This is a genomic window from Streptococcus sp. oral taxon 064 (assembly GCF_001683375.1).
Lineage (GTDB): Bacteria > Bacillota > Bacilli > Lactobacillales > Streptococcaceae > Streptococcus > Streptococcus oralis_S.
In genome coordinates, this window is sequence record NZ_CP016207.1 from 1,367,930 (window position 1) to 1,388,540 (window position 20,611).

A 20,611-nucleotide genomic window follows, 5' to 3' on the forward strand; every position below is an offset into this window, starting at 1 on the left:
GGCAAGTGACGAGTCAAGAGCAATGAGGCTTGAACAACGTGAAAGCCAGCGTCTTTAGGCGCTGGCTGGTGATTTGGGCTTATAGCCCTGGTGCAAACCACCCGTTAGACGGGTGGTTATGATTTGTATAGATGATTAGTCTTTATTTTCGTGTGGCAAGATCAAGTTCAAGATGATTCCTGTCATGGCTGATAAAGCAGTACCTGAAAGTGTAACTGGCCCAAGTTTGAGGATGGCTCCCCCAAGTCCAAGTACTAACATGGCACTAGCAATGATGAGGTTACGCATTTGACTGAAGTCAACGCGTTCTTTAATCAAAACTTTCAAACCATTGCTGGCGATAACTCCGTAGAGAAGGATGGACATGCCACCAAGCACAGCATTTGGAATGGTTGAAATCAAGGCAGTGAACTTACCTAGGAAGCTAAGAGCAATGGCGATAAAGGCTGCGTTACGGATAACTGAGACAGAAGCGATACGAGTCATCCCGATAACCCCTGTATTTTCACCGTAAGTCGTATTGGCTGGTCCACCGAGGAAAGCAGATACAGATGTTGCAATACCGTCACCGAGAAGCGTACGGTGAAGTCCTGGTTCTTTCAGGAATTGACGGCCACAGATTTGGCTCAAAACTGTGTGGTCTCCGATGTGTTCTGAAATTGTTACAATAGCGATTGGCAAGATGGCGATTGTTTCAGGACCGAAGTACAAGTTGTACTCTTTAAAGGCACCACCTGTACTAAATGGCAAGTAGAAACCAGGAATTTCAAACCAGTTTGCTTGAAGGACTGGGGTAAAGTCAACCAAACCAAGCATCATAGCGAAGATGTACCCACCGATGATGGCAAAGAGGAAAGGAATGATACGGAGGAAACCTTTTCCTTTTGTATTGATAAAGGCGGCAATCAAGAATGTAACAACGGCTACAAGGGCGTTTTTCCAGTTTCCGTCTGCTACAAGTCCAGCATTCGTTACAGCAGAACCAGCAAGACCAAGACCGATAACGATAATCATAGGTCCGATAATGATTGGGGGCAAGAGTTTATCAATCCATTTTGTACCTGCAAAACGAACACTTGCTGCTACAAGGACATAGACCAAACCAGTCAAGATTACCCCCGTTTGAGCAGCAGATACATCGCCCCCCATTTCTTTCATGGCTAGAGACATAGCCGTGATAAAGGCGAATGAAGAACCTAGATAAACTGGAACCTTAAAGCCAGTAGAAATCATGTAGATAAGTGTTCCAATACCGGATGCAAAGAGAGCAACCGATACGGGCATTCCCAAAATTAAGGGAACGAGAATGGTTGCACCAAACATGGCAAATACGTGCTGGAAGCTTAGAAGAATACCTTTACCAGCAGAAGGACGTTGATCAACGTCTAGTAACAAGTCAACAGTTGATTCCTGTTTCATAAAAACCTCACTTTTGGGCACCAAAAAAGAGCCCATTATTTTGCAGCAATAGGCCCTCAGAGTAAGACTTTTTAAAAAATAGCTATCTTTTAAAAATTTATATAAATCTGCGCCTTCGTCACCTCACAGGATGACATTAAAAACCTTTGCTTGTGATAGTATAGCAGAAAAAAATGATTTTGTAAATCATTTTTTCCCGAGCCCGGAAATGCGAGAGCGAGGTTTGATTTTGTAAATCATTTTTTCCCGAGCCTAGAAATACGAGAGCGAGGTATGATTTTGTAAATCATTTTTTTCCCGAGCCTAGAAATGTGAGAGCGAAGTTGATTTTGTAAATGGTTTTCTGAACTTTAAACAAGGGTGCACCATTGTTTAAAGCGGGCGTTTATTGGGCATGCCAGCCTTTCTTGGGTACTTGTTAGGCGTCTCCTTTTTCTTTTTGACCACAGTGATGTAGCGCGGATCTCCATTTGGTAGAGCGTAGCTGAGATTGTCTTCGACCTTGCTGAAGAGGAGGTTGAGAGCGTTCTTGGCTTCTAGCAATTCCTCAGGAGCATTGCTGGCCTTGAGTGCCAATAGTTTTCCGCCGACTTTAAGATAGGGAATGGTCAGTTCAGACAAAACCTGCATGCGGGCAACCGCACGAGCCGTCACCACATCAAATTGGGCACGGAAGTTCTTGTCTTGGGCAAAGTCTTCTGCCCGTCCATGGTAGAAGTGAACACCTTCCAAATCCAGCTCTTGAGCCAAAAGCTGAAGGAAGTTGATGCGCTTATTTAGCGAATCAATGATGGTTACATCTAACTGAGGATAGAGGATTTTCATGGGTAGACTAGGAAATCCTGCCCCCGCTCCGATATCAAGAAGTTTGATAGTTTCATTTGAAATCAAGCCTTGCAGAATAGGTGCAATCGAATCATAAAAATGTTTGAGATAAACTTCCTCTTTATCTGTAATAGCGGTCAGGTTAATCTTTTCATTCCACTCGACCAAGAGCTCAAAATACCGTTCAAATTGGTTCTTTTGCTGGTCCGAAAGTGGAATATTTTGCTCAGCGAGCAAGCTGTAAAATGTTTCTGGTTTCATAGTCTTTTTCTTTCTCTAGTATCATCTTATTTTACCATATTCAATAAAATTTTGATATACTGGTAGTAATCTAAAAGCAGAAAGGAATAAGATTATGACTTGGATTATTCTTGGAGTTTTGGCTCTGATTGTTATTTTTGTGATTGTTAGCTATAACGGTTTGGTTAAAAATCGTATGCAGACCAAGGAGGCTTGGAGCCAGATAGATGTTCAGTTGAAGCGTCGTAATGATCTCCTCCCAAACTTGATTGAAACAGTCAAAGGCTATGCGAAATATGAAGGTTCTACCTTGGAAAAAGTAACAGAACTTCGTAGACAAGTAGCCGCAGCAACTTCACCAGCTGAAGCTATGAAGGCCAGTGATGCCCTTACCCGCCAGATTTCTGGTATCTTTGCAGTAGCAGAGAATTACCCAGACTTGAAAGCTAGTGCCAACTTTATCAAATTGCAAGAAGAGTTGACCAATACAGAAAATAAAATTTCTTACTCTCGTCAACTCTACAACAGTGTTGTCAGCAACTACAATGTAAAACTTGAAAGTTTCCCAAGTAACATCATCGCAGGACTATTTGGCTTTAAAGCTGCAGACTTCCTTCAAACACCTGAAGAGGAAAAGGCAGTTCCTAAAGTTGACTTTAGTGGTTTAGGTGACTAAGATGTTGTTTGATCAAATTGCGAGCAATAAACGAAAAACCTGGATTTTGTTGCTGGTTTTCTTCCTACTCTTGACCTTGGTTGGTTATGCGGTTGGCTATCTCTTCATGCGCTCAGGTCTTGGTGGCATGATTATTGCCTTGATTATTGGTCTTATCTACGCTCTGACCATGATCTTTCAATCGACAGAGATCGTCATGTCTATGAATGGGGCGCGTGAGGTTGATGAGCAAACAGCCCCAGACCTCTACCATGTAGTAGAAGATATGGCCATGGTCGCTCAGATCCCCATGCCACGTGTTTTCATCATTGAGGATTCTTCTTTAAATGCCTTTGCGACAGGTTCAAACCCGCAGAATGCAGCTGTCGCAGCCACTTCGGGCCTTCTGGCTATCATGAATCGCGAGGAACTGGAAGCTGTTATGGGCCATGAGGTCAGTCATATCCGAAACTACGATATCCGTATTTCGACAATTGCTGTTGCCCTTGCCAGTGCCATTACCCTTTTGTCTAGTATGGCAGGACGGATGATGTGGTGGGGTGGCGCAGGTCGCAGACGGAGTGATAATGATCGCGATGGAAATGGTTTGGAGATTATCATGCTTATCATCTCTCTATTAGCCATTGTTCTAGCACCTCTCGCAGCAACCTTGGTGCAACTTGCCATTTCCCGTCAGAGGGAATTTCTGGCGGATGCATCCAGTGTGGAGCTGACTCGCAATCCTCAAGGGATGATCAATGCCTTGCGTAAGTTGGAAAATAGCGAGCCGATGCATCACCATGTTGACGATGCCAGTAGCGCTCTTTATATCAATAATCCTAAGAAAGGTGGCGGACTTCAAAAACTCTTTTATACCCATCCACCTATCTCAGAACGGATTGAACGTTTGAAACAGATGTAAACAAAATCCAGAGATCGTCTCTGGATTTTTGCTATGTTCAAAAATTATAAATCTTGTAAAGCGACGACTTCCAAACCATTTTCTGTCAAGCGATAGATACTCGTACAGACCTCTTTTAAGAAGCGTCTGTCATGCGAAACAGTGATCAGACCGCCGGGATAGGAGGCAAAGAGTTTTCTGATTTCGGGTTGGGAAGTTGGTGAGAAATTTCGGGTAGGCTCATCCAGAATGAGAAAGTTTGGTTTGCGCAACACTAAATCTACAAGTAGGAGCTTGCCTTGTTGCCCGCCAGATAGCGAGCGGATTTGGTGGTGCATCTCTGGATAGTTGAAATTGAGACTGGCTAGGTGAGATTGGATTTTCTGTAGTTCCTCTTTTTGTCCAGTTTGGCTGAGATAGGCTACTGGAGATAGATCCAATTGCAGCTTTTTATGGTAATCTTGTGGCATAAAACCAAGTGAAATCTCTCTTTTGGCGCTTAGTAGTTGCCGCAACTTGGCTAACAGAGTTGATTTCCCAACACCATTTGGCCCGATGATACCGATTTTATCTTGGCCACGGACCGTTAGTTGTAACTCCTGAGCTAAAATACGCTCGCCAATGGACAAATTTTCTTTTTCCAGTTGGACTAAGACTTTAGAAGATGCTAATGGTTGGATGTCTGAAAAGAAAAGTTGGATTTGTTCCTCTTCAAGTGGTTTTTGGGTCATGGACTGAGCTTCCTTTTCAAAGCGTTTTTCTTGAGAGAGAACAGTTTTCATCTTTTTAGCCAATAGGCGACCAGCAGTACTGTCTTTGGTTGCTCGAAGTGCAGTTTCTACATTTTGCTTAACGCGGCGATGTTTTTCCATGGTTTTGTCATAGGCTCTCTGGTCGTTAGCAGCTTGCTGACTTTGTCTGGCAAAATTAGCCTTTCTCTGCTCACTATAGCGATCATAGTCTAAATGCTCGACTAGTGTTTCTGCTTCTTTCCGATGCTTGACCAGTCGCAAGTGGACAATAGTATCTGCCGTTTGAGAAAGAAAGTCTTCATCATGGGAAATGAAAATAACAGTTTGCCTAATCTTTTGAATCTGTCTTTTTAGCCAATCAACCGTCTCAAGGTCTAGGTCATTTGAAGGTTCATCTAAAAACAGAACCTCAAAAGGTTTGGCTAACTCGTGGATGAGCTGAATTTTCAATGCTTCGCCCCCTGATAGACTGCCAATCTCTTGGTCGCTAGCAAAACGGTCGCTATCAAAGTGCAATTCCTCCGCCAAACGATAAAGAATGCTGTAGTCTAAATCAGCAGAATCCAAAAAGAAGTAGTCATGTAGAGTCCTATTTTTCAGGAACTCGGGGAGTTTTTGAGGAATGTAGGCCAGTGATTGAAGGTCAGACTGGATGTCGCCCTTGATGGTAAAATCAGGTAATGCTTCTCTCATTAAAGCTCGTAGTAAAGTCGATTTACCATTTCCTTCTTCACCAATAATAGCAACCTTTTCTCCGTCTTGGATAGTCGTGGTTAGGTCAGATACAAGATCTCGTAGATCTTTGTTTTGCGTGATAGTTAGATGATTGATTTTTATCATATTGTTGCCCTTTCTAGAATGTCGATAGTGCATAACAAAAAGCTCTACTTTATCTAGTAGAGCCCAAAGTCACTGTCCAAAACTCTATTATCCTCGTTGAAAAACTCGTCAAACTAGCTTGGAGCTGCCTACCCCAACCCAAGAGGAGCATAGCTTTCTAGTTTTTTGATTTTCAATGAGGACAAGATACTAGAAAATCTAGTATAAAAAGAGCACACAATAAAGAGACAAAAACAAGATCTACTAAATAAAGATTCTTTATTTGATAGACTTAGTTGTTCATGTCTCCCTTACCTCCGAGTATTAGTACCTCTATCCTATACCTTTCAGGAAATTTTGTCAACAGAAAACAAGTAATTTCAAACTCTAAAAACCGAAAACAGGCCCATAGAGAGTTAGCACGTGTTTGACATGTTCGTAGTGGAACTTGTCATAGTTTCGCCAAGCAATACGAGCTTGATCGTTTAGTTTTAGGCTCCCTAGTCCAATAAGAAGACTGGTACGTTGGTAAAATTTCTCAAGGTCGATTAAGATACTGTTGTCCAGTTTTTCTGCTGTTTTTAGTTCCTTAAGAGTGGTGTTCAGCAGCTCTTGCAGTCGAAGATCATCAGCTGTTCCTTGTTTACAGCTTTGGTAGCTTTTATTTAACTCGGAAAGGAGTTGGTAAGCTTCAGTGATGAGTGCTTTGTCCTCCATATGAGCATCCTCCTTGCTCTGATGTATTCTTGCCTATAGTATAGCACTAATAGGAAAGTTTGTCATAGTAAATATGTTAAAAAATGAGATTTTAATATCAAAGTTTGGGAGGCTGACTTATAGCCTTTTCATGGTATAATCAAGTGAGTACATCTTTATGGAGGAAATATGAAGTTAAACATTCAAGAAATTCGTAAGCAACCTGAAGGCCTGCATTTTGAACAAGCTTTGGACCTGGCAGCAGACTTGCGTAAACGGAACCAAGAGATTTTAGATGTCAAAGATATCCTTGCAGTGGGGAAGGTACAGTATGAAGACCGTCTGTATTTCTTAGACTATCAGCTATCTTATACCATTGTTCTTGCTTCCAGCCGCAGTATGGAGCCAGTTGAGTTGGCTGAGTCTTATCCAGTGACAGAAGTTTTCATGGAAGTAGCGACCAACCAACTGGACCAGGAAGTTCTTGATGATGACTTGGTCTTGCCTATTGAAAATGGGGAAATAGACCTTGCTGAGAGCGTAGCAGATAATATTCTGCTCAATATCCCAATCAAGGTCTTGACGGAAGAAGAAGAGGCGGGCCAAGGGTTTGTGTCTGGAAATGACTGGCAAATCATGACTGAAGATGAATACCAAGCCCAACAAGCAGTCAAGAAAGAAGAAAACAGTCCATTTGCTGGCTTGCAAGGACTGTTTGATGGAGACGAGTAGATGGTTTTATCTAAGAAACGTGCCCGTCATGTCATAGAGGAAATTATTGCCCTCTTTCCAGATGCTAAGCCTAGTCTTGATTTTACCAATCATTTTGAACTCTTGGTTGCAGTGATGTTGTCAGCTCAGACCACAGATGCAGCGGTAAATAAGGCCACGCCAGGTCTCTTTGCTGCTTTTCCGACACCACAAGCCATGTCTGTAGCGACAGAGAGTGAAATTGCTTCACACATTTCTCGCCTGGGACTGTATCGAAATAAGGCCAAATTCCTTAAAAAATGTGCCCAACAGTTACTAGACGATTTTGATGGTCAAGTGCCTCAGACTCGAGAGGAATTAGAAAGTCTAGCTGGTGTTGGTCGTAAGACAGCCAATGTTGTCATGAGTGTGGGCTTTGGGATTCCTGCTTTTGCAGTGGATACTCATGTGGAGCGTATCTGCAAGCATCACGATATCGTTAAAAAATCAGCTACGCCACTTGAAGTAGAAAAACGTGTTATGGATGTCTTGCCACCAGAAGAGTGGTTAGCAGCCCACCAGGCCATGATTTACTTTGGACGAGCTATCTGCCATCCCAAAAATCCAGAATGTGACCACTATCCCCAATTATATGATTTTAGTAATGTTTAAGGGGACTCTGAAAAAGTTTTTGCTTGATTTTAAGGGTGCTTTGTGCTATAGTAAATGGTAACTAAATAGTCCTTTAAACCTGTCCCGTGAGGCAGGCAAGGAGCGCGATAAAGTAGAAGGGTGAAGTCTATACTGTTTACAGTAGGGCTCGCTTGGCTATACATTTCAAGTCTCCTTGTAGAAGGAGACTTTTCTTTTTGGAGGTTTGTCATGAAGGCAAAAGAAGTTGTAGACGAATTGACCGTCAAACGCGCGATTACGCGAATTACTTACGAGATTATTGAGCGCAATAAAGATTTGAATAAAATTATCCTAGCTGGGATAAAAACGCGTGGTGTTTTCATCGCTCATCGTATCAAAGAACGCTTGGAGCAGTTGGAAAACATCACTGTTCCTGTTGTGGAATTGGACACCAAGCCTTTCCGTGATGATGTTAAAAGCGGAGAAGATACTTCTTTGATTTCTGTTGATGTGACTGACCGTGAGGTTATCTTGGTGGATGATGTGCTCTATACAGGCCGTACTATCCGTGCTGCGATCGATAATATTGTTGGCCATGGTCGTCCTGCGCGCGTGAGTCTTGCGGTGCTAGTTGACCGTGGACATAGAGAATTGCCTATCCGTCCAGATTACGTTGGGAAAAATATCCCAACCAGTCGTTCTGAAGAAATCATCGTAGAGATGACAGAACTTGATGGCCAAGACAGAGTTCTGATTACTGAAGAAGCTTAGAAAGCTGAAGGAGTAGCCATGTCAGAAAACCAACAAGCATTGAACCATGTGGTTTCTATGGAAGACCTTACAGTTGATCAAGTGATGAAATTGATCAAACGAGGAATCGAGTTTAAAAATGGAGCCCAACTTCCCTACGAGAACAAACCTATCGTGTCTAATCTCTTCTTTGAAGATTCTACACGGACACATAAGTCCTTTGAAGTGGCAGAGATTAAGCTAGGATTGGAGCGACTGGACTTTGATGTGAAGACTAGCTCAGTCAATAAGGGTGAGACATTGTATGATACCATCTTGACCCTATCTGCTCTAGGAGTGGATGTCTGTGTGATTCGCCACCCAGAGGTAGACTATTACAGAGAGTTGATTGTGAGTCCGACGATTACAACTTCTATTATCAATGGTGGGGATGGCTCAGGTCAACATCCTAGCCAGAGCTTGCTTGATTTGATGACTATTTATGAGGAATTTGGCCACTTTGAGGGTCTCAAGGTTGCTATTGCAGGCGACTTGGACCACTCACGCGTTGCCAAATCCAATATGCAAATTTTGAAACGCTTGGGAGCTGAACTGTACTTTGCAGGACCTGAGGAATGGAGAAGTCAAGAGTTTGCGGACTATGGACAGTTTGTAACTATTGATGAGATTGTTGATCAGGTGGATGTTTTGATGTTACTCCGAGTTCAACATGAACGCCATGAAAGTGGAGCCGTTTTTTCAAAAGAAGACTACCATGCTCAACACGGCTTGAACCAAGAACGCTATAATCGCTTAAAAGAAACAGCAATCATTATGCATCCTGCTCCAGTGAATCGAGATGTGGAAATTGCTGACCACTTGGTTGAAGCACCAAAATCACGCATTGTCCAACAAATGACCAACGGTGTCTTTGTTCGAATGGCAATCTTAGAATCCGTACTGGCGAGTAGAAACGCCAACTAAAACACAAGACGTTAAAAGACGCCAGTGAGCGTCCACGAGAGGTGAAAATATGACAAAAAGACTTCTAGTATTAGAAGATGGCACAGTTTTTGAAGGTAAGGCCTTCGGAGCAGATATTGATGTAACAGGCGAAATCGTCTTTAACACAGGGATGACCGGCTACCAAGAATCCATTACAGACCAGTCTTATAATGGACAAATCTTGACCTTTACCTATCCTTTGGTGGGAAATTATGGAATTAACCGTGATGATTACGAATCCATCATTCCAACTTGTAAAGGAGTTGTCGTTTTCGAAGAGGCGCGTCGAGCTAGCAACTGGCGCAACCAAATGACCTTGGACGAATTCTTGAAAGCCAAGAAAATTCCAGGTATCTCAGGGATTGATACGCGTGCCCTTACTAAGATTATCCGTAAGCATGGTACGATGCGTGCAACCTTGACCCATGTTGGAGACAGTATGGACCATGTGACGGACCAGCTCCAAGCAACAGTCTTGCCGACAGACAATATCAAACAGGTTTCCACTAAAACTTCCTATCCAGCTCCTGGAGTTGGTTTGAGCGTGGTCTTAGTAGACTTTGGTCTCAAGCACTCAATCTTACGTGAACTTTCTAAGCGTAACTGTAACGTGACCGTCGTTCCGTATTCAACAACGGCAGAAGAAATTCTCCACCTAAATCCTGATGGAGTTATGTTGTCAAATGGTCCAGGTAACCCAGAAGACGTTCCAGAAGCACTGGACATGATTCGTGGTGTGCAAGGGAAAATTCCAATTTTCGGTATTTGTATGGGACACCAACTTTTTGCCATGGCAAACGGGGCGAAGACCTACAAGATGAAATTTGGTCACCGTGGATTTAACCACGCGGTACGTGAAATTGCAACAGGACGCGTAGACTTTACCAGCCAAAACCACGGTTATGCAGTTAGCCGTGAGGACTTGCCAGAGCATTTGATCATTACCCACGAAGAAATCAATGACAAGTCAGTTGAAGGAGTTCGCCACAGATACCAACCAGGTTTTTCTGTACAATTCCACCCAGACGCAGCTCCTGGTCCACACGACGCAAGCTACCTATTTGATGAATTTATCGAGATGATGGAAGCTTTTAAACAAGCAAACTAAAAACGAGTAAAAGCTCGTCGGAGAATTTATGTAACTGAACACGGACGGAAAGCTCGGAATTTAGAGAAACCAACTTGGATTGTCAATCCTTCCTTGATTTCCTAAAATTTAATCGCTTTCTATTCGTCCTTTGTATCTTATTTAATGTCGCTCTGTGAGGCGACGAATAGAAAGGAGAAGATACATTGTTCGCGGAAGTGAACAGGCCCTAAGAACTGTGTGAAAAAGATAAACATCGTCTTGACGCTAAAGGCGTCTGCACCGAGTTTCCTATTTTCACTGTGTTCTTTACGGGCTTTGTATCATAAACTATGCCTAAACGTACTGATATTCAAAAAATTATGGTGATTGGTTCTGGTCCGATTATTATTGGTCAGGCTGCTGAGTTTGACTACGCTGGGACTCAGGCCTGCTTGTCTTTGAAAGAGGAAGGTTATGAAGTTGTCTTGGTAAACTCAAACCCTGCCACCATCATGACGGACAAGGAGATTGCGGACAAGGTCTACATCGAACCGATTACACTCGAGTTTGTGACACGTATTCTCCGTAAGGAACGTCCAGATGCCTTGCTACCGACCCTTGGTGGACAAACTGGTCTCAATATGGCCATGGAATTATCTAAAAATGGTATTCTAGATGAGCTTGGAGTAGAGCTTCTGGGAACTAAATTATCTGCTATTGACCAGGCTGAGGACCGTGATCTCTTTAAACAATTGATGGAAGAGCTTGAGCAACCAATTCCAGAATCTGAAATTGTCAACACAGTGGAAGAAGCTGTTGCTTTTGCGGCATCAATCGGCTACCCTGTTATCGTTCGTCCAGCCTTTACCCTTGGTGGTACTGGTGGTGGTATGTGTGCCAACGAGGAAGAACTACGTGAAATCGCTGAAAATGGGTTGAAACTGTCACCTGTTACCCAATGTTTGATTGAACGTTCGATTGCAGGTTTCAAGGAAATCGAATACGAAGTTATGCGCGACTCAGCTGACAATGCCCTCGTTGTTTGTAACATGGAAAACTTTGACCCAGTGGGGATTCACACAGGGGATTCCATTGTATTTGCCCCTGCGCAAACCATGTCAGACTATGAAAACCAAATGCTACGTGACGCGAGCTTGAGCATCATTCGTGCCCTCAAAATTGAAGGTGGATGTAATGTTCAGTTGGCTTTGGACCCACACAGCTTTAAGTACTATGTCATCGAAGTAAATCCCCGTGTATCGCGTTCGTCAGCCCTTGCTTCGAAAGCAACAGGTTACCCAATCGCCAAATTGGCTGCCAAGATTGCGGTAGGGTTGACCTTGGATGAAGTGATTAACCCAGTTACAGGTTCAACCTATGCCATGTTTGAACCAGCCCTTGACTACGTAGTTGCCAAGATTCCACGTTTCCCATTTGACAAGTTTGAAAAAGGTGAGCGTCGTCTTGGTACCCAGATGAAGGCAACTGGGGAAGTTATGGCAATTGGTCGTAACATCGAGGAATCACTTCTTAAAGCTTGTCGTTCCCTTGAAATTGGGGTGCACCACAATGAAATGCCAGAGCTTTCATCTGTATCAGATGATGCCTTGATTGAAAAAGTTGTTAAAGCCCAAGATGACCGTCTCTTCTACGTATCAGAAGCCATTCGCCGTGGCTACACACCAGAAGAAATTGCTGATTTGACCAAGATTGATATCTTCTATCTTGATAAACTTTTGCATATCTTTGAAATTGAGCAAGAATTGGGTGCCCATCCACAAGACATAGAAGTCTTGAAAACTGCTAAACTTAATGGTTTCTCAGACCGTAAAATTGCTGAACTATGGGAAACGACAGCTGACCAAGTTCGCCAACTTCGCTTGGAAAATAAGATTGTCCCAGTTTACAAGATGGTCGATACCTGTGCAGCCGAGTTCGACTCTGAAACGCCATATTTCTATTCAACCTATGGCTGGGAAAATGAGTCTATCAAATCTGAAAAGGAATCCGTTCTTGTCCTAGGTTCAGGTCCAATCCGTATCGGTCAAGGGGTTGAGTTTGACTACGCAACCGTTCACTCTGTTAAGGCTATCCAAGCAGCTGGTTACGAAGCCATCATCATGAACTCAAACCCAGAGACCGTTTCTACAGACTTCTCGGTATCTGATAAGCTCTACTTTGAGCCATTAACTTTTGAAGATGTTATGAATGTTATTGACTTGGAGCAACCAAAAGGGGTTATCGTTCAGTTCGGTGGTCAAACAGCCATCAACCTTGCGGAGCCTTTGGCAAAAGCAGGGGTGACTATCCTTGGTACGCAAGTCGCTGACTTAGACCGTGCCGAAGACCGCGATCTCTTCGAGCAAGCCCTTAAAGACTTGGATATTCCACAGCCACCAGGACAGACAGCAACCAATGAAGAAGAAGCAGTACTTGCAGCTCGCAAGATTGGCTTCCCAGTACTCGTTCGCCCATCTTATGTCTTGGGTGGACGCGCCATGGAAATCGTTGAAAACGAAGAAGATCTTCGTTCTTATATGCGTACAGCGGTTAAGGCTAGTCCTGACCATCCTGTCCTTGTAGATTCTTATATCGTTGGGCAAGAGTGTGAAGTTGATGCCATTTCAGACGGTGAAAATGTCCTTATTCCTGGTATCATGGAACATATCGAACGTGCCGGTGTCCACTCAGGTGACTCAATGGCCGTTTACCCACCACAAACCTTGTCTCAAAAGGTGCAGGAAACCATCGCAGACTATACCAAACGCCTAGCAATCGGTCTTAATTGTCTTGGGATGATGAACATCCAGTTTGTCATCAAGGACGAAAAAGTCTATGTTATTGAGGTCAATCCACGTGCCAGCCGTACGGTGCCATTCCTTTCTAAGGTAACTAATATTCCTATGGCTCAGGTAGCGACTAAGCTCATTCTTGGTCAAAGTCTTGAAGAACTTGGCTACCAAGATGGCCTTTATCCAGAAAGCACTCGCGTTCATATCAAGGCGCCTGTCTTCTCTTTTACGAAACTAGCCAAGGTAGACAGCTTACTAGGTCCTGAAATGAAGTCAACAGGTGAAGTTATGGGTTCTGATACAACTCTTGAAAAAGCTTTGTACAAGGCTTTTGAAGCTTCTTATCTTCACTTGCCAACCTTTGGAAATGTGGTCTTTACCATCGCTGATGATGCCAAAGAAGAGGCCTTGGACTTGGCTCGTCGTTTCCAAAATATCGGCTATGGTATCCTCGCAACAGAAGGGACAGCAACCTTCTTTGCCAGTCATGGACTCGAAGCCCAACCTGTTGGTAAGATTGGTGACGATGAACAGGATATCCCAAGCTATGTCCGTAAAGGAAAAATCCAAGCGATCATCAATACTGTCGGAACCAAACGAACTGCTGACGAAGATGGTGAGCAAATCCGTCGTTCAGCCATTGAACACGGTGTGCCCCTCTTTACAGCTCTAGATACGGCAGATGCCATGCTCAAAGTACTAGAAAGTCGTAGTTTTGTCACAGAAGCGATCTAGTTGAGAAATATTTTTCACAGTTTTAAAGCCAGCGTCAAAAAACGCTGGCTTTTACAATACTGATATTGCCTATTTCAACTATCATTTCTTTTATTAGGAATCATTCTAAAATGTGATATAATAAGGGTGAATTGGAAATAGGTAAACTATTTTCATCATTCTTTCAAAAAAATATTCTATTAAGAAATATGTAAAGACAGATTAGAAAGTGGGAAATCCCTATGTCCTCTTATGAAAAAGTCTCTCTTTCTGAGATCAATCAATCTATTGAGACTCCAAATAACAATCATTTTTGGCAAAATCTAAAAGCATTCTTAGGACCTGGTGCACTTGTGGCAGTTGGCTACATGGATCCTGGAAATTGGATCACCAGTGTGGTTGGTGGCGCCTCCTACAAGTACAGCCTTTTATTTGTTATTTTAATTTCATCCATCATTGCTATGCAGCTACAACAGATGGCTGGGAAGCTCGGTATCGTGACTAGGATGGACCTAGCGCAGGCCACAGCTCATCATGCTCCCAAGTGGCTTCGCTATAGTTTGTGGGTGATTTTAGAATTAGCTTTAATGGCGACAGACTTGGCTGAGGTTCTAGGTTCAGCGATTGCCTTAAATCTTTTGTTTAAAATACCGATTATGATTGCTATCCTCTTAACCGTTTTAGATGTGTTTCTTTTGTTGTTGTTGATGAAATTTGGTTTCAAAAAAATTGAAGCTATTGTTACGACCCTTATTTTAACCATATTAGCCATCTTTACCTATCTTGTGGCCTTATCCAATCCAAGTATCCAGGGGATCATTGGTGGTTATTTGCCAACTTCAACTTTATTTGAAACACCGTTACCGGGTCATGAAAGTCAATTGACCTTGGCTCTAGGGATTGTAGGAGCGACAGTCATGCCCCATAATCTCTATCTCCATTCCTCTCTATCCCAAACAAGGAAAATCAATCACAAAGATAAGAAGGATGTTCGAAAAGCAGTTCGCTTTATGACCTGGGATTCAAATCTTCAGTTGTCCCTAGCCTTTATTGTCAATTCCTTACTTCTCATTTTAGGTGCCTCCCTCTTTTTTGGTCATGCATCTGAAATTTCAGCTTTCTCCCAAATGTACAATGCTTTACAGGATTCGACAATAGCAGGAGCGATAGCCAGCTCAACCTTGTCAACTTTATTTGCTCTAGCCCTCTTAGCAAGTGGTCAAAATTCGACCATTACAGGCACTTTGACAGGACAGATTGTCATGGAAGGTTTCTTACATCTAAGATTGCCTCAGTGGCTTATCCGTATCGGTACCCGTATTTTTGCCTTGCTACCTGTGATTATAGTCGCCGTTTTATTTGGGTATCAAGAAAAAACCTTGGATCAGTTATTGGTCTATTCACAGGTCTTTCTTTCAATCGCTCTTCCGTTTTCAATTTTCCCCTTGATTTATCTAACCTCTAAAAAGTCACTGATGGGAGAATTCACCAATGCCAAGTGGAACACAATCCTAGGTTACGCAGTTTCCATTATCTTAACCATTCTCAATATCAAACTTCTTTTTGATATTTTTTAAACTTGTTCAAATTAGTTTTCGGTACTAGCTTGAAGCTTGATATTGAGATAATAGCAGTGGTTGGTTCATTAAAACATAAAAAGAAGTAAAAAAAAAGAACAGTGGTAACTGTTCTTTTTATGATTATTTGAGACCGTATTTTTTGTTGAAACGATCCACGCGTCCATCTGCTTGAGTGAACTTTTGACGTCCAGTGTAGAATGGGTGTGAGTCTGATGAAATTTCCACACGGATCAATGGGTAAGTTTCGCCTTCAAACTCAACAGTTTCGTTAGAGCGTTTAGTTGAACCGCTAAGGAATTTGTAACCAGTAGTTGTGTCCATGAAGACAACTGGGCGATATTCTGGATGGATATCTTTTTTCATTTTGCAATATTTCCTTTCTGCCATGGTCTCTTTGCGAGCCATAGATTGTTACCATACTAGTCTATCAGATTCTGATAAGTTTGGCAAGTCTTTTCCCTGATTTTATTAAAAATCTTGATAAAAAATCACTCCAGTGTTTACTGGAGTGAGGGTAGAAGAATGATTAATTCTCTTGATTTGGAGCTTTTTCTTCTTGTTGATTTTTTACTTCTGTTTCTTTTACTGGTTCTGCGTTTTCTTCTGCTGATTTAGCCTCTTTTTCAGTTTCAGTAGGTTCTGTTTCCGTTGATTCTGTTACAGTTTCAGCTTCAGCCTCTGTTTCTGTTGGTTCGGCTACTGGCTCAGCTTCTGTTTTTGTTTCAGATTCAGTAGTTTCTTCTTTTACTGGTTCTGCGTTTTCTGCTACTGATTCAGCCTCCACATTAGCTGGTTCCTTAGCTTCTTCTGTTTGCTCGGTTTCCTCTTTAGCAGTCTCTGTTTTCTCAGCAGTAGTTTCTTCTTTTTTACGTTCTTGAGATTCTTTTTTGATTTCTTCGACTGCAGTTTTAACGGTAGAGCTTGTTACACGTCCGACAGTTTGAGCAAAATCTTTACCAGACTCAGCTAATTCAGTAAATGACTCTTTTGTAATTTTACCACCTGACATTGCCAAGAGACCAGTTACAACAAGTGCAATGCTAGCAAGAATAGCCAAAATCAAACCAAAGCCGATTGAAATGCCATATCCACCAAAGTTAGACATGTACTTATTTACATTAAAGAGACTATTTAGTGTGACGAGAGTTGCAATTGCACCCGCAACAATGACACCAATTGAGAACCCTTTAGACATTGCTTTATTCATATTATTCAAGCATGCAAGAACAATAGACACAATAGCCGCGATAATGACAAACCAACCATCACCTTGGTAACCATTCACGCTATAGGACCCAAAAGAACCTGCATTTAAACTAGCCCATGGCAAGAGTGAACCAAGAATGGCTACTCCAGCAGAAATGAGAATATACAAACGATTTTTTTCCATTATTAAGTCTCCTTTTATTCAGTTTGATTTATTATACCATAAACTGAGGTACAAAGAAACCGTATATTTTAAGAATCTAGCATATAAAAGGCCAAGAAAATTCTTTCTTAGCCTTGGTGAATCTGTAGAGCCTCTTTCAGTTCTTTATATATTTGTTCGTTTTCTTCTAGACTATAGGAATTGGCGCCACTGGCTAATGGATGCCCTCCCCCGTCATGTCGTTTGGCTATCTCATTGATAGGGGTGATTTTACTGCGCATTCGCACACGGAAGTGGCCATCAGCTTGTTCAACAAAGATAGCCCAAGCCTTAACAGTATCAATTCGACCAGGTGCCCCAACAATCGCTGCTGTTTCAGCATCCGTAACCTTATATTTTTCCAAGATGTCTTGAGTAAGCAGAACGCGTGCAGCCCCATTCTCATCAACTTCTAAGTGATCATAAACATACCCTTGCAATTTTGCAATCTTGAAGCTCATGGTATCCATTTGACGAGACAGTCCAGCAAAGTCAAAATCAATTTCTCGGAGCTGGCCAGCTATTCTAAAGGTACGGGCACTAGTTGAAGGGTAGAGAAAACGCCCTGTGTCCCCGACAATTCCTGCATAGAGAAGTCGTGCCGCTTCACTAGACAAAGTTAGCTGATTTTCTTGAGCAAATAATGCAATCATCTCACTGGCGCTGCTTGAACTTGTATCCACCCAAGATAGGTCACCATAGATGTCATCATTTGGATGGTGATCGATTTTGATGGTGAAATTAGCTTGTTCGTAGCGTTTATCATCGATACGAGGACGATTCGCTGTATCACAAATAATAGCAAGAGCTCCTTGGTAGTCATTGTCTTGGACAGTATCCATTTCCGCCATCCAGGTTAGAGTTGGTTCGTTATAACCGACTGCTTTGATGGTCTTTTCTGGAAAATGGTGTGTGAGAAGAGCTTTTAAACCTACCTGACTCCCTAAGGCATCTGGATCTGGTTTCATATGACGATGAATGATAATGGTATCGTATTCTTTGATTTTCTCTAAAATTTGCTGGCAAATTTCCATAAATAACCTCAATTCTTTCTCATTTCATTGTAGCACAAGAATTTTTATTTTTAAAATGAAAAAGATATGATATAATGGAGAAAGATAAATTGAGGAGGACGATATGGCATTAGCAAAAATTGTATTTGCCAGTATGACCGGTAATACCGAAGAAATTGCAGATATTGTAGCAGACAAATTGCGTGACTTGGGCTTGGATGTCGATGTGGATGAATGTACGACTGTTGACGCTTCAGACTTCTTGGAGGCAGACATCGCAATCGTTGCGACTTATACTTATGGAGACGGAGAATTGCCAGATGAGATGATGGACTTCTACGAAGACCTAGCAGATCTCAACTTGAATGGCAAAATCTATGGAGTGGTCGGTTCAGGAGATACCTTCTACGACGAATTCTGTAAAGCTGTTGATGACTTTGATCGTGTATTTGTCGCGACAGGAGCAGAAAAAGGTTCAGCGTGTGTTAAAGTGGACCTCTCTGCCGAAGAAGAAGACATCGAACGTTTGGAACAATTCGCAGAAGAATTGGCTGCAAAAGTAGGATAAGAATCAAACTGCGCTGACTGGAAGAAGTCAGTGCGTTTTTTTATTAATTATTTTGGGATTTTACTAGCCTATTTGGTAGCTTTTTGATACAATAATTCAAATAAAGGAGGAGATGCCATGGATTTAGATATTATTCGGCAAGAAATTGATCAAATCGACGACCAAATCGTTAAGCTCCTAGAAGAACGAATGCATTTGGTTGAGGGAGTAGTTGCCTATAAGAAAGCCTCAGGAAAACCTATTTTAGATACTAAGAGAGAAGAAGTTATTTTTGAGAAAGTCAAAAATCGAGTAGAAGATAAGCGCTATCAGGAGACCATTGTTGCAACTTTTTCAGACATACTCAAACGTTCGCGTGATTATCAGGATCAAAACATTAAATGAAAAAAGAACAATTTTATCCGCTAGGGATTTTTCTAGCTGCAATGGTGGGAGGCCTTGCCCGCTATCTCATTTCCACTTGGTTACCAGCTAGCCCAGACTTTCCTTGGGGGACCCTTCTCGTCAACTATCTGGGAATATTCTGCTTGGTCTATCTGGTAAAAGGCTATCTGGCCTATAAGGGAACCAGCAAAGGCTTGGTTTTGGCGCTGGGGACGGGATTTTGTGGTGGCTTGACAACTTTTTCTAGCCTAATGCTTGATGCAGTAAAACTGCTTGATACCGGGCGTTATTTGAGCTTGGTAATCTACCTAGTATTGAGTATTGGCGGAGGGCTTTTATTTGCTTATTGTCTAGGGAGGAAGAAATGGTAGTATTTTATCTAGCGCTTGCTTGTGGACTGGGTGCCCTTGTCCGTTATTTCTTTTCCCGTTATAATCATGGGTCAGGACTACCACTAGGAACACTCATAGCCAATCTTCTAGGTTGCTTTTTGATTGGATTATGCTACAACCATGTGGAGTCCAAGGAAGTCTATACCATCCTAGCTACAGGATTTTGTGGAGGTTTGACGACTTTTTCAACTTTGAATGAAGAGCTACAGAGACTGCTTAGTGACAAGAAGGTGTTTTACAGCTATTTTCTCTTAACTTACTTAGGAGGTTTAGTAGCGATTTTTTTAGGAATTCTGCTATAAATTTCTTTACTTTTAGGTGGAAATTTGGTAAACTGTATCTTGTGTGTAATGGACATACAAAAATACAGTTTATCCGCTGAGGAAGGTTCCTCAAGATTGACAAAGATAGGAGAAAAAAATGAATCCATTAATCCAAAGCTTGACTGAAGGTCAACTTCGTACAGATATCCCATCATTCCGTCCTGGTGACACTGTTCGTGTACACGCGAAAGTTGTCGAAGGAAACCGTGAACGTATCCAGATTTTTGAAGGTGTTGTTATTGCACGTAAAGGTGCTGGCATCTCAGAAAACTACACAGTTCGCAAAATCTCTAACGGTGTAGGTGTTGAGCGTATCTTCCCAATCCACACTCCACGTGTTGAAAAGATTGAAGTTGTTCGTTACGGTAAAGTACGTCGTGCGAAATTGTACTACTTGCGTGCTCTTCAAGGTAAAGCAGCTCGTATCAAAGAAATCCGTCGTTAATTCGACTAAAAAACTCTGCTCACCCAGCAGGGTTTTTCTCTAGCTCCCTTAGTTCAATGGATATAACAACTCCCTCCTAAGGAGTAGTTGCAGGTTCGATTCCTGCAGGGGGCAGTAAACTAGAAACAAAACACTGGATAACCAGTGTTTTTTCTTTGACCAAACTTTAAACATTTAATATGATATCCATGGTGTGGTATAATAGGAGAAAGTATCAGTGCTTATTTGAAGGGGAATTTCTCTCCTTATTATGAGTATTAGGATTTAGTTTTCTGAGAAAAATAATGATGTTTGAGTAAAGAAGGAAATGGAATGAAAATTTCTGGGACAAGTGGTAACGTTACTTTTGACTATGAAAATGGCTATGTTCTAAAAGCAGAGGGAGAGTTGTTGACTGATGGTAGCTTTATTGTATATAGGTCAAGCATACAGAATTGGGAACCAACTTACAATCACATTCTTATCACACAGAACGAGATAGATAAACTTGTCGAGGAAGTGAACTCCAGGATGACGGAGCAATCAATTCAGATCGAATTTATCTGAGTTAGAGTAGGAG

Annotated in this window: 22 protein-coding genes and 1 tRNA gene; 16 read left to right on the forward strand and 7 right to left on the reverse strand. The window is 42.1% G+C overall.

The annotated features are described in order from the left end of the window. Nucleotides 1-135: 135 nt before the first annotated feature. Both AXF18_RS06670 and rsmG read right to left on the reverse strand, forming a co-directional pair. Nucleotides 136-1,419 carry a uracil-xanthine permease family protein gene (locus AXF18_RS06670; RefSeq protein WP_000808282.1) on the reverse strand — a complete coding sequence of 428 codons (1,284 nt, stop codon included), beginning with the start codon at nucleotides 1,417-1,419 and terminating at the stop codon, nucleotides 136-138. 372 nt (nucleotides 1,420-1,791) lie between these two features. Further along, nucleotides 1,792-2,505 carry a 16S rRNA (guanine(527)-N(7))-methyltransferase RsmG gene (rsmG, locus tag AXF18_RS06675; RefSeq protein WP_000801948.1) on the reverse strand — a complete coding sequence of 238 codons (714 nt, stop codon included), beginning with the start codon at nucleotides 2,503-2,505 and terminating at the stop codon, nucleotides 1,792-1,794. A 94-nt stretch (nucleotides 2,506-2,599) separates the two neighbouring features. Here rsmG and AXF18_RS06680 point away from each other — a divergent pair, with 94 nt between their 5' ends. Continuing rightward, a complete protein-coding gene (locus tag AXF18_RS06680) occupies nucleotides 2,600-3,160 on the forward strand; it encodes a LemA family protein (protein WP_000219838.1) in 561 nt (186 codons plus the stop codon). A 1-nt stretch (nucleotide 3,161) separates the two neighbouring features. Further along, entirely contained in the window at nucleotides 3,162-4,061 is a 900-nt protein-coding gene (gene htpX / locus AXF18_RS06685) for a zinc metalloprotease HtpX (protein ID WP_049550416.1), read from the forward strand. A 44-nt stretch (nucleotides 4,062-4,105) separates the two neighbouring features. On the opposite strand, the gene AXF18_RS06690 is transcribed toward htpX, so the two are convergent. Together AXF18_RS06690 and AXF18_RS06695 are read right to left on the reverse strand one after the other, a co-directional pair. Then, a complete protein-coding gene (locus AXF18_RS06690) occupies nucleotides 4,106-5,665 on the reverse strand; it encodes an ATP-binding cassette domain-containing protein (protein ID WP_049501340.1) in 1,560 nt (519 codons plus the stop codon). A 333-nt stretch (nucleotides 5,666-5,998) separates the two neighbouring features. After that, on the reverse strand, nucleotides 5,999-6,328 hold the full coding sequence (locus AXF18_RS06695; protein ID WP_049501341.1) for a hypothetical protein: 330 nt from the start codon (nucleotides 6,326-6,328) through the stop codon (nucleotides 5,999-6,001). A gap of 168 nt (nucleotides 6,329-6,496) precedes the next feature. Here AXF18_RS06695 and AXF18_RS06700 point away from each other — a divergent pair, with 168 nt between their 5' ends. The 7 genes from AXF18_RS06700 (at nucleotide 6,497) to AXF18_RS06730 (ending at nucleotide 15,516) form a co-directional block, all read left to right on the forward strand. Then, entirely contained in the window at nucleotides 6,497-7,039 is a 543-nt protein-coding gene (locus AXF18_RS06700; protein WP_049501342.1) for a DUF177 domain-containing protein, read from the forward strand. Further along, nucleotides 7,040-7,669, forward strand: a complete 630-nt coding sequence (gene nth, locus AXF18_RS06705) for an endonuclease III (RefSeq protein ID WP_000244437.1) — start codon at nucleotides 7,040-7,042, stop codon at nucleotides 7,667-7,669. A 210-nt stretch (nucleotides 7,670-7,879) separates the two neighbouring features. Beyond that, complete coding sequence (pyrR, locus tag AXF18_RS06710; protein WP_049485335.1) at nucleotides 7,880-8,401, forward strand: bifunctional pyr operon transcriptional regulator/uracil phosphoribosyltransferase PyrR; 522 nt, start codon at nucleotides 7,880-7,882, stop codon at nucleotides 8,399-8,401. 18 nt (nucleotides 8,402-8,419) lie between these two features. Then, nucleotides 8,420-9,343 carry an aspartate carbamoyltransferase catalytic subunit gene (locus AXF18_RS06715; RefSeq protein WP_049501343.1) on the forward strand — a complete coding sequence of 308 codons (924 nt, stop codon included), beginning with the start codon at nucleotides 8,420-8,422 and terminating at the stop codon, nucleotides 9,341-9,343. Nucleotides 9,344-9,392: 49 nt separating this feature from the next. Beyond that, the gene (locus tag AXF18_RS06720; RefSeq protein ID WP_000166847.1) at nucleotides 9,393-10,472 is read left to right on the forward strand and encodes a carbamoyl phosphate synthase small subunit; all 1,080 of its coding nucleotides are present in this window, start codon (nucleotides 9,393-9,395) and stop codon (nucleotides 10,470-10,472) included. A 311-nt stretch (nucleotides 10,473-10,783) separates the two neighbouring features. Beyond that, on the forward strand, nucleotides 10,784-13,960 hold the full coding sequence (gene carB, locus AXF18_RS06725; protein ID WP_065371715.1) for a carbamoyl-phosphate synthase large subunit: 3,177 nt from the start codon (nucleotides 10,784-10,786) through the stop codon (nucleotides 13,958-13,960). A 221-nt stretch (nucleotides 13,961-14,181) separates the two neighbouring features. Continuing rightward, the gene (locus tag AXF18_RS06730; RefSeq protein WP_000100450.1) at nucleotides 14,182-15,516 is read left to right on the forward strand and encodes an Nramp family divalent metal transporter; all 1,335 of its coding nucleotides are present in this window, start codon (nucleotides 14,182-14,184) and stop codon (nucleotides 15,514-15,516) included. A 123-nt stretch (nucleotides 15,517-15,639) separates the two neighbouring features. Here AXF18_RS06730 and AXF18_RS06735 read toward each other — a convergent pair whose 3' ends face one another. From AXF18_RS06735 to AXF18_RS06745, 3 genes are all read right to left on the reverse strand, one after another. After that, on the reverse strand, nucleotides 15,640-15,882 hold the full coding sequence (locus tag AXF18_RS06735) for a type B 50S ribosomal protein L31 (RefSeq protein ID WP_000710762.1): 243 nt from the start codon (nucleotides 15,880-15,882) through the stop codon (nucleotides 15,640-15,642). Between the two features lie 163 nt (nucleotides 15,883-16,045). Continuing rightward, nucleotides 16,046-16,909 (reverse strand): lantibiotic ABC transporter permease, encoded by an 864-nt coding sequence (locus tag AXF18_RS06740; protein ID WP_049550417.1) that lies wholly within the window; start codon nucleotides 16,907-16,909, stop codon nucleotides 16,046-16,048. A 107-nt stretch (nucleotides 16,910-17,016) separates the two neighbouring features. Further along, nucleotides 17,017-17,961 (reverse strand): bifunctional oligoribonuclease/PAP phosphatase NrnA, encoded by a 945-nt coding sequence (locus AXF18_RS06745; protein ID WP_049490233.1) that lies wholly within the window; start codon nucleotides 17,959-17,961, stop codon nucleotides 17,017-17,019. Between the two features lie 103 nt (nucleotides 17,962-18,064). On the opposite strand from AXF18_RS06745, the gene AXF18_RS06750 reads away from it, so the two are divergent. The 7 genes from AXF18_RS06750 to AXF18_RS06780 all read left to right on the forward strand — a co-directional run bounded on the left by AXF18_RS06750 (nucleotide 18,065) and on the right by AXF18_RS06780 (nucleotide 20,598). Beyond that, nucleotides 18,065-18,508, forward strand: a complete 444-nt coding sequence (locus AXF18_RS06750; protein ID WP_001162123.1) for a flavodoxin — start codon at nucleotides 18,065-18,067, stop codon at nucleotides 18,506-18,508. A gap of 117 nt (nucleotides 18,509-18,625) precedes the next feature. Continuing rightward, complete coding sequence (locus AXF18_RS06755; protein WP_000362439.1) at nucleotides 18,626-18,892, forward strand: chorismate mutase; 267 nt, start codon at nucleotides 18,626-18,628, stop codon at nucleotides 18,890-18,892. Then, nucleotides 18,889-19,263 (forward strand): fluoride efflux transporter CrcB, encoded by a 375-nt coding sequence (crcB, locus tag AXF18_RS06760; RefSeq protein WP_000712108.1) that lies wholly within the window; start codon nucleotides 18,889-18,891, stop codon nucleotides 19,261-19,263. The genes AXF18_RS06755 and crcB (AXF18_RS06760) overlap by 4 nt, the downstream gene beginning before the upstream one ends. Further along, nucleotides 19,257-19,586: a fluoride efflux transporter CrcB gene (crcB, locus tag AXF18_RS06765; RefSeq protein ID WP_000260097.1), complete on the forward strand. Its 330-nt coding sequence runs from the start codon at nucleotides 19,257-19,259 to the stop codon at nucleotides 19,584-19,586. The genes crcB (AXF18_RS06760) and crcB (AXF18_RS06765) overlap by 7 nt, the downstream gene beginning before the upstream one ends. Before the next feature lie 118 nt (nucleotides 19,587-19,704). Further along, on the forward strand, nucleotides 19,705-20,052 hold the full coding sequence (gene rplS / locus AXF18_RS06770; RefSeq protein WP_001068669.1) for a 50S ribosomal protein L19: 348 nt from the start codon (nucleotides 19,705-19,707) through the stop codon (nucleotides 20,050-20,052). Between the two features lie 42 nt (nucleotides 20,053-20,094). Continuing rightward, nucleotides 20,095-20,166, forward strand: a tRNA-Arg gene (locus AXF18_RS06775). A gap of 198 nt (nucleotides 20,167-20,364) precedes the next feature. Continuing rightward, a complete protein-coding gene (locus AXF18_RS06780; RefSeq protein WP_000703149.1) occupies nucleotides 20,365-20,598 on the forward strand; it encodes an Imm74 family immunity protein in 234 nt (77 codons plus the stop codon). Nucleotides 20,599-20,611 lie beyond the last annotated feature (13 nt).